This is a genomic window from Mycobacterium sp. VKM Ac-1816D, assembly GCF_000416385.1.
In the GTDB taxonomy this organism is placed as follows: Bacteria; Actinomycetota; Actinomycetes; order Mycobacteriales; family Mycobacteriaceae; genus Mycobacterium; species Mycobacterium neoaurum_A.
This window is the reverse complement of record NZ_AOHQ01000104.1, coordinates 14,600-27,327: the sequence shown is the minus strand read 5'-3', so window position 1 is coordinate 27,327 and position 12,728 is coordinate 14,600. Positions and strand designations below refer to the sequence as shown.

General features: G+C 66.8%; 9 protein-coding genes. 8 read left to right on the top strand and 1 reads right to left on the bottom strand.

All coding sequences use genetic code 11. The features are described 5' to 3' along the window. The first annotated feature begins 3 nt into the window (after positions 1 to 3). The 8 genes from G154_RS01940 to G154_RS01905 all read left to right on the top strand — a co-directional run bounded on the left by G154_RS01940 (position 4) and on the right by G154_RS01905 (position 11,993). Positions 4 to 1,281 (top strand): glycosyltransferase family 4 protein, encoded by a 1,278-nt coding sequence (locus G154_RS01940; protein WP_019512497.1) that lies wholly within the window; start codon positions 4 to 6, stop codon positions 1,279 to 1,281. After that, a complete protein-coding gene (locus tag G154_RS01935; RefSeq protein WP_019512496.1) occupies positions 1,278 to 3,500 on the top strand; it encodes a bi-domain-containing oxidoreductase in 2,223 nt (740 codons plus the stop codon). The genes G154_RS01940 and G154_RS01935 overlap by 4 nt, the downstream gene beginning before the upstream one ends. Further along, positions 3,497 to 4,618 carry a glycosyltransferase family 4 protein gene (locus tag G154_RS01930; protein WP_019512495.1) on the top strand — a complete coding sequence of 374 codons (1,122 nt, stop codon included), beginning with the start codon at positions 3,497 to 3,499 and terminating at the stop codon, positions 4,616 to 4,618. Before G154_RS01935 ends, G154_RS01930 begins: the two co-directional genes overlap by 4 nt. Before the next feature lie 70 nt (positions 4,619 to 4,688). Continuing rightward, positions 4,689 to 6,773, top strand: a complete 2,085-nt coding sequence (locus G154_RS01925) for an alginate lyase family protein (RefSeq protein ID WP_162181531.1) — start codon at positions 4,689 to 4,691, stop codon at positions 6,771 to 6,773. 5 nt (positions 6,774 to 6,778) lie between these two features. Then, entirely contained in the window at positions 6,779 to 8,116 is a 1,338-nt protein-coding gene (locus G154_RS01920) for a nucleotide sugar dehydrogenase (RefSeq protein ID WP_031601704.1), read from the top strand. Positions 8,117 to 8,121: 5 nt separating this feature from the next. Beyond that, on the top strand, positions 8,122 to 9,642 hold the full coding sequence (locus G154_RS01915) for an oligosaccharide flippase family protein (RefSeq protein WP_019512492.1): 1,521 nt from the start codon (positions 8,122 to 8,124) through the stop codon (positions 9,640 to 9,642). A gap of 15 nt (positions 9,643 to 9,657) precedes the next feature. Beyond that, positions 9,658 to 10,815, top strand: a complete 1,158-nt coding sequence (locus G154_RS01910) for a glycosyltransferase family 4 protein (RefSeq protein ID WP_162269045.1) — start codon at positions 9,658 to 9,660, stop codon at positions 10,813 to 10,815. Continuing rightward, complete coding sequence (locus tag G154_RS01905) at positions 10,812 to 11,993, top strand: polysaccharide deacetylase family protein (RefSeq protein WP_019512490.1); 1,182 nt, start codon at positions 10,812 to 10,814, stop codon at positions 11,991 to 11,993. The genes G154_RS01910 and G154_RS01905 overlap by 4 nt, the downstream gene beginning before the upstream one ends. Here G154_RS01905 and G154_RS01900 read toward each other — a convergent pair. Further along, complete coding sequence (locus G154_RS01900) at positions 11,928 to 12,701, bottom strand: polysaccharide lyase (RefSeq protein WP_019512489.1); 774 nt, start codon at positions 12,699 to 12,701, stop codon at positions 11,928 to 11,930. The genes G154_RS01905 and G154_RS01900 overlap by 66 nt on opposite strands. Between the last annotated feature and the right edge of the window lie 27 nt (positions 12,702 to 12,728).

The window sequence follows — 12,728 nt, the reverse complement described above, 5'->3', positions numbered from 1 at the left end:
ACAGTGCGCCACATACTGATCCTCGTCGAGAACCTCTCGGTGCCGTTCGACCGACGGGTTTGGCAGGAAGCCCGGGCATTGACCGGGGCCGGGTTCAAGGTCACCGTCATCTGCCCGGTCGGCACCGGTCAGGACCGTGAGTTGGAGACGGTGATCGAAGACGTCCGGATCCTGCGCTACCCGCTGCGCCCGGCGACCGGTGGGCCGAGCGGCTACCTGAGCGAGTACACGCTCGCGCTGTTCCACACGCTGCGACTGGCCATCAAGGTTCGCCGTGACGGGCTCGTCGACATCGTGCATGCGTGTAACCCTCCCGACCTGCTGTTCCTGATCGCTCTGGTGCTGCGCCCGGGCGGCACCCGGTTCGTCTTCGACCATCACGACCTCGGGCCCGAGATGTTCCTCTCCCGGTTCCCCAAGGGAGGGCAAATCCTGTACTGGCTCACCCGATTCGTCGAACGACTGACCTTTGCCACGGCCGACGCGGTGATCTCGACGAACGAGAGCTACCGCCGCATCGCGATCGAGCGCGGCAAGGTTGCCGCCGAGCGGGTGACCGTGGTGCGCACCGCACCCGACCTGAGCCGCTTCATCCGGCGAGAACCCGATGACAGCCTGCGTCGTGGCAAGCCCTATCTGCTCGCATATCTGGGCGTGATGGGGCCCTCGGACGGCGTCGACTACGCGGTGCGGGCCATCCAGCAGTTGCGTGATGTGGTCGGGCGAAACGATTTTCACTGCATCTTCATGGGCGCCGGCGACTCGCACGACGACGTGGCTGCACTCAGTGCCGATCTCGGGTTGACCGATGTCGTGGAATTCCCGGGCCGGGTGTCCGACGAGTTCGCGCAACGTTGTCTGTCCACCGCCGATGTGTGCCTGGCCCCGGACCCGCTGAACCCGCTGAACAACGTATCCACGATGAACAAGGTGGTCGAGTACATGGCCATGGCCCGGCCCATCGTGTCCTTCGATCTGGTCGAGGCACGGGTATCGGCGGCCGATGCGGCGGTGTACGTCGAGCCCGACGACGAGCTCAAGTTCGCGCAGGCCATCGACGCACTGCTGCGCGACCCCGACCGGCGCCGGCGGATGGGGGAGTCCGGCTACCGCAGAGTGGCCCGCGAACTGTCCTGGGAGGTGTCGCGGCGTGCACTGGTCCGGTTCTACGAGCAGCTGCTCGGCCGGGGCTCGTCTGGACACCTACCGGCCGAATCGATCGAAACAGATTCGTATCACCTTGATGTGACCAATCGTCCGCACCATTCGGAGGCGAAATGAAGCAGGCCGTGCAGAACTTGAAAACGGGTGAGGTCTCGGTGCGGGAGGTGCCCCCGCCCCGGCTGAACCGGGGCGGCGCACTGGTGGCGACGCTCTCGTCGTTGATCAGCGCCGGCACCGAGCGCAACAAGATCGAGCTCGGCGAAAAGAGCATGCTCGGAAAGGCCAAGGCGAGGCCCGAACTGGCCAGGCAGGTCGTGGAGAAGGCCCGCCAGGACGGCCTGAAGGAGACCTACCGCACCGTCATGCAGCGACTGGAAGCCCCCAACCTGCTGGGTTACAGCGCCGCAGGCCGGGTGCTGGCCGTCGCCCCCGATGTGCCGGGCATCGAGGTGGGCGATCTCGTCGCCTGCTCGGGAGCGGGCTACGCGAATCACGCCGAGGTCAACTTCATTCCCAAACATCTGCTCGCCAAGGTGCCCGACGGCGTGAGCGCCGACGAGGCGGCCTACGGAACGCTGGGTTGCATTGCGATGCACGGGGTACGGCAGGCCGAGATCGGGCTCGGGGACCGTGTGCTGGTGGTGGGGCTGGGGCTGGTCGGCCTGATCGCCGCGCAACTCGCCAGGGCGACCGGAGCCAGGGTGTTCGGCACCGACCTGGATCCGCGTGCGTGTGCTCTGGCCGAAAGCATCGGTGTCGAACGGGCCGCGCCACGTGCATCCATCGAGGCCGTCATCGGCGATATCACCGGTGGCGTCGGTGTCGACGCGGTGGTGATCTGTGCAGCCGCCGCGTCCAATGATCCCATCGAGCTCGCGGCGCGGCTCGTCCGCAACCGCGGACGGGTGGTGCTGGTGGGCACCGTCGGGCTGACGCTGCCCCGAGATCCGTTCTACATGAAGGAGATCGAGCTGCGGTACTCGCGGTCCTACGGACCGGGACGCTATGACCCCGGATATGAGGAGCACGGCCACGACTATCCCATCGGGTATGTCCGGTGGACCGAACAGCGCAACCTCGCCGAGTTCCTGCGCCTGGTCCGCGACGGCCGGGTGGACGTCGCGACCCTGACCACGCATCGTCTACCCGTCGACGACGCGGCCGATGCCTACGCCCTGATATCCGGCAGATCACCCGATGAGACCCGACCGATCGGAGTACTGCTGCAGTACCCCGACGGGCAGGCCGCGGCCGCCCGCACCCAGATCGCGGTGAAGCCGCGCAACCGGCTACCGGCCGAGCGGGTGGGCCTGGGCATGGTGGGTGCGGGGAACTTCGCGACCCGTGTCCTGCTGCCCGCCCTGATGGACACGGGCAAGGTGCAGCCGGTCGGGATCACCACCTCGGGCGGCACCACCTCGGGGCAGGTGGCCCAGAGCTACGGATTCGGGCATTCCACCGCTGACGCCGATGCCCTGGTCAACGACAGCGGCGTCGACGCGGTCGTGATCGCCACCCGTCATGATTCACACGCCGGGCTGGCAACGCAGGCACTGCGGGCCGGCAAGGCCACGTTCTGCGAGAAGCCGCTCGCCACCACGTGGGATGACCTTGAGCAGGTGGCGTCGGCCTGGACGCAGAGTGGCGCGCCGCTGCTCGTCGGCTTCAACCGGCGCTTCTCACCACTCACCACGAAACTGAAAGAGGCGCTCCCGCGCGGTGTGCCGCGGGTCATGATCGCCCGCTGCAATGCCGGCCAGATGCCACCCGATCACTGGATGCGCGACTCCATCTTCGGCGGCGGACGGATCGTGGGCGAACTCTGCCACTTCCTGGACCTGGCGTGCGCGATGGCCGAGGGCCGTCCGCTGCGGGTCTCTGCCGAGGCCATCGGCTCGGCCGATTCCGCCGAACTTGCCGACACGATCGTGGTGCAGGTCGCGTTCTCCTGCGGCTCGATCGCCAGCCTGCAGTATCTGGGCAACGGCGACCCGAGCATCTCCAAGGAGCGCATCGAGGTCTACTGCGGTGGGGTGGTCGGAATCATCGACGACTTCTTCGCTCTCGAGATCGCGCAGGGCGGCAAGCGGAAACGTTCGCGAGGTCGCCGCCAGGAGAAGGGCCACCGGGAGGAGATGCGGCTGTTCGTCGACCTCGCCACCGGGTCGGGAGACTTGGAAACCGTTGCCGAGGATGCATTCTGGTCCAGCGCGCTGACTCTGCAGGTGCCGTGGGCGCTGGCCCAGGGCAGGGCCGTGCTGGTCGATCTGCCCAAGGCGCTCGGCGGCCGGGGGGCCGACGCCGGGCTGGCCGGCGCCGGGGAACAACCCGGATGAACGTGCGAAGCCGGCTCACGGTCGCGCTGGTGGGTCCGTTCCCACCACCGTACGGCGGCATGGGCGTCTACTTCTCCGCCATCGAGTCGGGCGTCCGTCAGCAGGGGATGGCGCCGCTGCGAATCCCGGTCCCGTATGCCGCAGTGGGAGGATGGCGCCGCGACCTGGGCCGGGTGGCGGCCTTCGCGCGCGCCGCGCTGACCGTGCTGCGCACCCGGCCCGACGTCGTGCACTGCGTGACGGGCAGCCAACCGAATCTTGTCGGCAACATCCTGCCGTTGCTCGCCGCCAGGGTGGCGCGCAGACCGAGCGCGCTGTCGATCGCCGGCGGAGAGTTCCCCGCCGCGGTCACCGGATACCGCGGTGCCCGTAGGCAGCTCGTAAGGTTCATCCTCACCCGCCCGCAGTTGCTCATCGCGTGCACCGATGAGATCGCCGGGGCGCTGGGGGCGGTCGGCGTGCCGGCATCGCGCGTCGTGGTGTTGTCCAATGCCCTGCCGCCCAGGCTGGATCCGCGCGCCGATCAGGTGCTCCCGCCCGAAGTCGCCGAATTCGCCGACACCCATGCACCGCTGATCGCCTCGATCAGCGGCTGGTACGACCTCTACGGCAGCCAGGATCTCGTCGAGGCCGTCGCGGAGCTCCGCGTGACGAACCCCGCACTGGGACTCGTCCTGATGGTCAAGTCCGGCGGGGACGCCGCGTTCCGCGCCGCGCTGCTGGACCGTGTCGCCCGCGACGGCCTGGCCGACGCGGTCGTGGTGCGTGAGGACGAACAGGCGGTCTTCCCGATTCTGCGCAGGGCAGACGCTTTCGTGCGCACCCCGCACCACGAGGGAGACGCGATCTCGGTGCGCGAGGCCCTGGCCGTCGGTACGCCCGTGCTGGCCAGCGATGTCGGATTCCGGCCGAGTGGAGTCGTCCGCTTCCGTCCCGCCGACGCGGCAGACCTCGCGACCAGGCTCAGCGAGATCCTCTGCCGAAGCACCGCCGACAGTGCGATCGCCGATCGCGACCCCGGCGAAGGAGAACGGAACCTGGAGTTCCTGCTGTCGTCCTACCGGCGCCTGGCCGGTCTGGGCGCGTCTGACCGGGAGGCCCAAGATGCCCGAGCTTAGCTGGTATGCCGGTCGGGCAGCCACCATGTCGCCCCGCGAGATGGTCTGGCGAGCAAAGAAAATGGGCGAGATGGTGATTCGCCGCGACGTCTGGCTGGAACCGATCGATTCCCGGATGCTGCGCCGGCCGGTGGCGGACTGGGATGCGCTGCGGCAGCGATTCCGGGACGGCGACGGGCGACCGGTGCTGCTCGACCAGGAGCGGGCCCGGCGGATCGCGGCAGAACAGCCCTCGCACGTGCGCGCGGTGCTGGCCGAGGCCGATCGATGCATCGCCGGCGAACGCGCCTTCTTCGGGTACCCGAGCGTGAACATCGGTCGCTACATCGACTGGAGCTACGACCCGATCACCGACTTCCGCTGGCCCGAATCCACCGGTGGCAGAATCGACCACCGGGAGGCGGTCAGCGATCCGAAATGGATCTGGGAGCTCAACCGCCTGCAGCACCTACCGGTGCTGGCGCAGGCATGGCTGTTCACCGGTGAATCACCCTATGCCGAAACAGCTTTCGATCACCTCGAATCCTGGCTCGACCAGAACCCGGCTGCCACCGCAACCATGTGGCGCAGCCCCTTCGAGGTGGGCCTGCGAGCCATCTCGGTGGCGATCGCACTACAGGGGCTGCGGAACTCACCCGCGATGACCACGCAGCGCTACCGCCGGGTGGTCCACATGCTCGACGCGAGTGCCCGCCACTGCTGGCACAACCGATCCCGGTTCAGCTCGGCCAACAACCACCTGGTCGGTGAGCTCACCGGACTGCTGACCGTGCATCTGCTGTTCCCCGAACTGACCGCACCCGCGGCGCTGCAGCGGCGTGCTGTGCGCGCACTCGAAGCCGCAGCCGAACAGCTGATCCTGCCCGACGGTGCGGGTGCCGAACAGTCGATCTCCTACCAGATCTTCACCGCCGAACTGTTCTCGACGCTCGCCGCGTTGTGGCGGTTGCGCGGTGATCGGGTGCCGGCACCGATCGGCACCGCGCTGGCGCGCAGTGCGCGGTACCTGGTGTCGGTCGTCGGACCCGGCGATCCGGATCCGCGCTACGGGGACGATGACGACGGCTTTGCGTTGAGATTGGGAGCCGAGCCGAAGCGCACCGTGCGGGCACATCTCGGCATCGTGGCAGCAACCACCGGGGACGCGAGCGCGGCCAGGTATGGCGAGATGACCACGTCCGCCGTCTGGTTCGCCGCCGCACTGGGCACATCGGTGCGCGGGATCGGCAAGGGCGTCGGTCGGGGCGGCAACGACTCCTGCATGTATGCACCGAACGGGGGACTGGTGGTGCTACGACAGGGGCGGAACCGGCTGACCATGGATGTCGGGCCGCTCGGCTATCTCTCGACCGCGGCCCACGGTCACGCCGACGCCCTGTCGGTGACGCTCAGTGACGGCGACGGGGAGGTCATCGTGGACCCGGGGACCGGCAGCTACTGCATGAATCCGGACTGGCGAGCCGTGCACCGGGGCACCCGCGCACACCCCACCGTGTGTGTGGACGGTGCCAACCAGTCGGTGATCGGAGGGCCGTTCTACTGGCGCAGGCACGCCGCGACCACCGCACGCTCGGTCGATCTGGAGAACGGCGTCGTCGACGCCGAACACGACGGCTATCGTCGGCTCGACGACCCAGTGACGCACCGGCGTTGGCTGATCGCGCCGCCGGGTGAGTCCACCGTGGTGGTGGTCGATCTGCTGGATGGAAAGCGGACACACGACATCGCGGTGTCCTGGCCCTTGCATCCTGCGCTGGACTGGCTTCCCACCCAGGACGGTCACATGGTCTCCCGGGACGGTATCCCGGTTCTGCAGTTGTGCTATGCCGCAACGACACCGGTGCAAACCGGCCAGGTCCGGGGCGACACCGATTCCGGCCTGGGCTGGTGGTCGGATCGACTGGAGGGTAGGGAGCCGGCCTGGCTGCTCACCGCGCACACCAGGGCGGGGCTGCCGGTGGCGCTGGTGTCGTTCCTGCACACCGTCGACGCCGGGGTGATCGCGCTGCCCGAGATCACCCGCCGCGGTGAGGAACTGTCGGTCAGTTGGTCCCAGGACAGCATCCGGCGTGGCCTGACGATCGACACCCGTCGGTCGGGGGCCGTGACAACCGTGCCGTGTCCGTCGATTGTTTCGTCCACGCGAGGGTGGTGAGCGGGATGAATCCTGAAACGAAGTCAGCCATAAGTGTTTTCGGCCTGGGTTATGTCGGTTGCGTGAGCGCGGCGTGTCTGGCCTCCCGCGGGCACCACGTCATCGGTGTGGACGTGAACCCCGCGAAGCTGGACGGGCTACGCCACGGCAGGTCTCCGATCGTGGAGAGTGAGATCGGTGAGCTCACCGCCGAGGTGGTGGCCGCAGATCGCCTCACGGTGTCCGCGGACGCCCATGCCGCAGTCCTGAACACCGACATCTCACTGATCTGCGTCGGAACGCCGTCGACCAGTGGCGGCGGATTGACCACGCGGTATCTCGAGGAGGTGACCTCCGAGATCGGTCTGGCGATCCGGGAGAAGAACCGACGCCATGTGGTCGTCTATCGCAGCACCATGGTGCCCGGGACCTGCGAGACGCTGCTGATACCACTGCTGGAGCGGGTCTCGGGCAAGCGTGCGGGCATCGACTTCGGCGTGTGCGTGAATCCCGAGTTCCTGCGCGAGGGCACCAGCGTCCGGGACTTCTTCGGGCCGCCCAAAACCGTGGTGGGGGCCACGGACTCGGAGAGCACCGAGACGGTCATCGGGATCTACGAGGGTCTTCCGGGCCAGGTGTTCCAGGTGCCCATCAGGGTTGCCGAGATGACGAAGTATATCGACAACAGCTTCCACGCGCTCAAGATCGGCTTCGCCAATGAGGTCGGAGCACTGTGTGCCGCACTGGGTCTGGACTCGCATGCCGTCATGGATGTATTCGTGGCCGACACCAAACTCAACATCAGTCCCGCATACCTGCGGCCGGGATTCGCTTTCGGTGGCTCCTGCCTGCCCAAGGACCTGCGGGCGCTGACCCACACCGCGCGCCGCAACGACGTCGACATCCCGCTGCTGTCGAACCTCCTGGTGTCCAACGAGGTTCATCTGCGACGTGCCCTGGACCTGATCGTCGCGCACGGGCGACGAAAGGTGGGAATCTTCGGGATGTCGTTCAAACCGGGAACCGACGACCTGCGCGAGAGCCCGATGGTCGAACTCGCCGAACGACTCATCGGCAAGGGTTTCGACGTCAAGATCCACGATGCCAACGTCGTACTCTCACGGCTGCTGGGTGCCAACCGTGCCTATATCGACGAGCGGCTGCCACATGTGGGCGAGCTGCTGACCGACGATATCGACACGGTGCTCGAACACGGTGAGGTGCTGATCGTCGGTTCCTGCGCACCGGAGGTCGTCGAAGCCATGTCACGGGCCGGGGCGGACCGGCTGATCGTCGACCTGGTGCGGTTGCCGGATGCCGTGCGACTTCGCGAGACCGCCAACTATCAGGGCATCGGCTGGTAGGTGATATGAAGGCCAACAACGACGTCTCCGGAGACGGTCTCAGCGGAGTGCTCAAACGAGGGGTTGGGTACTCCGCTGTCGGCGTCGTCGTCTGCCAGGTCGTCGTCGTGGTCCAGACGATCGTGCTGGGACGGATACTGGGGCCCGAAGAGGTGGGCGTCTTCACCGCGGGATCGGTGCTGATGGGGTTCCTCCTGACGTTCTCACAAGGGACGCTGGCCCAGGCATTGATCAAGCGCGAGGACGATATCGAGGACGCCGCGAACACCGTTCTCGTCGTGACCGTCGCGACCGGTGTGGTGCTCGCTCTCGGTGTCCTGGTCACATCGCCGCTCATCGGCGACCTCTTCCACAGCCCCCGGGCCGGGCACATCGCGGCGGCGACTTCGGGACTCGTACTTCTCTACCTGTGCGTGAGTGTCCCGGAGGCCCTCATGCAGCGTGCGTTCCGGTTCAAACAACGAATGATCATCCAGCCTGCGGCGAAGATCTCGTTCGCGGCGGTGTCGATCATCTTCGCTGTGCGCGGGTTTGGAGCATGGGCACTGGTCATCGGCTCCTACGCATCGATCCTGACGCTGTTGGTGCTGAGCTGGTGGATGGCGAGATGGCGCCCGTTCAGGGGTCGCTTCTCGGTCAGGGTTTGGCGCGAAATGGCGGTCTTCTCCTTGCCCTTGCTCTTCGACAACATCGCCACCAGCATTCGGGACACCTTCCAGCAGGTGCTTCTCGGCCGCCGGCTCGGTACGACGGATCTGGGCCAGTACCGCTACGGGTACCAGATGGCGGGCATCCCCGCGATGGCGATCGTCGAGATATTCGGTTACACGCTGTTTCCCGCCTTCGCCCGGATATCGGATGACAGCAGTCGATTCCGGGAGGCGTTCGTCCGGGTTCTCGGGTGGACCTGGTTCGGCGCTCTCCCGATCGGGGCGGTGCTTGCCGTGACTGCAGAACCGGCTGCCGTCCTGCTCCTCGGTGACGACTGGCGTCCCGCGGGCACCGCCGCCATGGCGATGGCAGCAGTTCCGTTCGGTGCGGCGCTCAACGCGTTCGGTATCACGGTGATGAAGGGTGCGGGCCGGTCATCACTGGTGAACTGGCTGAGTGTGCTCGGGTTGGTGCTCCACCTGCCGCTGATCGTGCTGCTCCTGCCGTTCGGAGTCGCCGGGGTGGGCCTCGGACTGTCCGTCACATATCTGGTCTGCGGCATCGTCAGTGTGTCCCTGAGCTGTTCGGTGGCAGATGCGTCGCCCCGGAACGTCCTGGCCTGCCTGTGGCCGTCGACGGTGTCGGCCGCTGTGGCCTTCGCCGCCGCCTTCTCGCTGGAACATCTCCTGATCAGGTCCGACCGCTTTGCCGAGCCGGTGGGGCTCGCGCTGATCCTGGTCGACTGCCTGGTCTTCGCGCTGGTCTATCTAGGTGTCCTGCGCGTGGCGTCACCGGCCAGATATGGATCGGTGCGCGCCCTCGCCGACAGGGCGGCAACGAACCTGGCCGGCCCCATCGGCGGCCGGCGGGAGTGAGGTAGGGACATGGGCTTGAAAGTTCTTGTGATCGGGACATATCCGCTGGAGCTCGGTGTCGTGCGTGGTGGGGTCGAGTCGGCGACCAGCGCGCTCGTGCCGGCCCTGGCCGAGCGCGATGACATCGACAGCGTCACCGTGCTGCGGTTCCACCACGGAGAGGCATCGACCGAGTACCGGCGGGAGACGCCGAAGATCGACGTCCACTACGTACGCGGTCAGTACCGGTTCCGGATGCTCACCGGGGCCTACCTGGACCTGCGCAAGGCGCGAAAGCTGATCGCCGAGGTGGACCCGGACGTCATTCACGGCCAGGAGATCGGGCTGAACAGCGATATCGCTGCACGGTGCAGCCCGAACTGTGTGGTGACCGTGCATGGCATCACCTACGTCGAAACACACCTCTATCACCGAAAGAGCATCCGCACCACATTGCGGGCCAAGCTGATACACCGCGTGGCCCGGCGAGTGCTGCACCGCGCCAAGGTGGTCATCTCGATCTCGAAGTACGACGCAGAGGAACTGTCCGGACTGACCAGGGGGACACGGGTGAGCATCGACAACGCGACCGATCCGCGGTTCTTCGAGTTGGCGCCGTCACCGTCGACCGCGCCCCGGTTGCTGTTCGCGGGTGCGCTGATCCCACTGAAGAATCCGCTCGGTCTGGTCAATGCTTTCGCCCAGGCGCGCAGGACGGTACCGGATGCACGTCTCGTGCTGGTGGGTCCGCACCCGGATGAGACCTACGCGTTGGAGGTCCGGGAGCGGGTGGAAACACTGGGGCTGTCCGACTGTGTCGAGATGGAGGGGTTTGCCGACAACGAGCGGATGCTGCATGAAATCGCGATCGCGCGAGCCGTCGTGTTGTTCTCGCGACAGGAAAATGCGCCGACGATCATCGCGCAGGCCATGGCGGCGGGGAAGCCGGTGGTCGCCAGTCGGGTCGGGGGTATCCCGGACATGCTGCAAGACGGTGTATCCGGGTTCCTCGTGGATTCCGAGGACGAGCCCGCGCTGGCCGACCGGTTGCGCGCAGTGCTCGATGACCAGAGCCTGTGCCTGCGGATGGGCAGCCATGGACACGCGATCGCGATGGACCGATTCACACCAGAGACCGTGGCCGCGGCGACGGTCGATGCCTATCACACCGCTTTGACGAGGAGTCACGCATGATCACCGAGCCAACGCGGCCCGAAAGTGCCGGGGCAGAGGACACGGCCGCCCGCCGTGCGCGGATGAAGCTGCTGGCGGCGCGGATGCTCTGTGCCGCAGGCGTTCCGGCGTTCGCGCGGTGGAAGAATTCGGGCAGGCTCGCGATCCTCATGTTCCACGGTGTGGAGGGCGAACCACTCTCGCCGGCCTGTGATTACGTGCATGACGCCGCCACGCTTCGGCGTCAGTTGGGATACCTCCGCCGGCACTTTCACGTCCTGCCCCTGCAGGAGGCGCTTGAGCGCCTCCATGACGGTACATTGCCGCGCCGGGCGGCGACGCTGACCTTCGACGACGGTACCCGCAATCTCGCGATCCACGCCGCGCCGGTACTGCGCGACCTCGGACTACCCGCGGCGGTCTTCCTCGCCACCGGGCCGATGGGCACCGGCGAGGCGCTCTGGCCCGACCAACTCTGGATTGCGTTCGCACACACCGCGGTGACCGAAATCGACCTCGGTCCCGTGGGACTCGGCCGCTACTCGCTGCGCAACGTCACCGATCGCACCGAGGTGCGCAACACGGTTGTCCAGCACTTCAAACAGTTGCCCGATGCCGAACGCATCGCGCGGGTCGACTGGCTCGTCGCCGAACTCGGCGCGGACATCGACGCCCGTGGGGGTCCGTTCGAGATGCTGTCCTGGGACGAGGCGCGCATGCTGGCCCGGGACGGCCTGGTATCGCTGTACCCGCACACCGTCACGCATCCGATCCTCTCGCGGTGCACCGACAACAAGGTGGACCACGAGATCTCGGAATCCTGCCTGGTCGTGGAGCGAGAAACGGGCAATGAACCGACCATCTTCGCGTACCCGAACGGTGGTGTGCAGGACTTCGACATGCGTGCGAAGGGTGCGCTGCGTCGCAACGGAGTCCGCTGGGCGCTCTCGACGACACACGGATTCGCAGACGCCGATTCCGATCCGCTTGCGCTGCCCCGCATCGGAATCGGGAGCAACCACTCACTGGCGTTGTATCGCCTCAAGATCTCCGGTTTCGAACTGCGCAGGCCACGTCTGCGGGGTGCGGTCGCACGCCGGCGAATCGGTGCCGCCGTCGCCGGACCGGTGCCTTCAGGGCAACGGTTCGGCGTCCGAGGAGCGGAATCCGGAATGGTAGACGATGTCCGTGGAGTCTGAGGGCTCCCGGTACATGCCCTCCTTGTAGTAGACAGCGCTCGCCCCGGGAATCAGGGTGCGCACCTGGAAGGTATCCGAGCCGTCGCGAAAATCCTGCCGTGCTCCGTTGTGCCACAGGCGTATCCAACCGTCATCGTCGGAGGACGACCAGTGGATCTGCATGGCCACGTCGTGCCACTGCCCGACATCCAGCGGCGTGTCGAAGATCGAGAACTGCTCAAGGTAGGCGCCCGGCGCGGCCTGCTTCTCGATGGTCAGTGACCACTGACCGTTCTCCATGTCCACAGTCCAACTGACCGGTGGACTGCCTCCGGCATAGGCATGCCACTGGTTGGTGACCCCCCAGCCCAGATCGGCGTGGTTCAACGGGAACGACACGTCGAACTTGGTGGAGAACTGATACCAGCACGTCTGTCCCTCGACGCCGCCGGTTCCGGAGCCGCCCTGTACCTCGGCGCGTTCACCGCCACCGAACGGAGGCTTGTCCCCGGGCCGGACCTCGAAACGCGCGGCGCGTCCTTTGACGGCGTCGGGGACGACACGGGCGGAATAGTCGGGGACGAAATCGCCCCCGCTGTCGTTGTATCCTTTGACCTGCACGGTCGGCCACTGGGAGAAATCCCCGGTGGAGTAGTCGCCGACGAACAGCGTGCGCGCGCCCGCTTGCGGTGCGGTAGAAATGGCGATGGCTACGGCCGTCGCGATCACGGCACTGGAAGTACGGTGGGCACGTAG

What these genes read in the sequence shown, in the direction of transcription:
- G154_RS01935 (WP_019512496.1), top strand. Translation starts at nt 1,278, where the DNA reads ATGAAGCAGGCCGTGCAGAACTTGAAAACGGGTGAGGTCTCGGTGCGG.
- G154_RS01930 (WP_019512495.1), top strand. Translation starts at nt 3,497, where the DNA reads ATGAACGTGCGAAGCCGGCTCACGGTCGCGCTGGTGGGTCCGTTCCCA.
- G154_RS01925 (WP_162181531.1), top strand. Translation starts at nt 4,689, where the DNA reads ATGGTGATTCGCCGCGACGTCTGGCTGGAACCGATCGATTCCCGGATG.
- G154_RS01920 (WP_031601704.1), top strand. Translation starts at nt 6,779, where the DNA reads ATGAATCCTGAAACGAAGTCAGCCATAAGTGTTTTCGGCCTGGGTTAT.
- G154_RS01915 (WP_019512492.1), top strand. Translation starts at nt 8,122, where the DNA reads ATGAAGGCCAACAACGACGTCTCCGGAGACGGTCTCAGCGGAGTGCTC.
- G154_RS01905 (WP_019512490.1), top strand. Translation starts at nt 10,812, where the DNA reads ATGATCACCGAGCCAACGCGGCCCGAAAGTGCCGGGGCAGAGGACACG.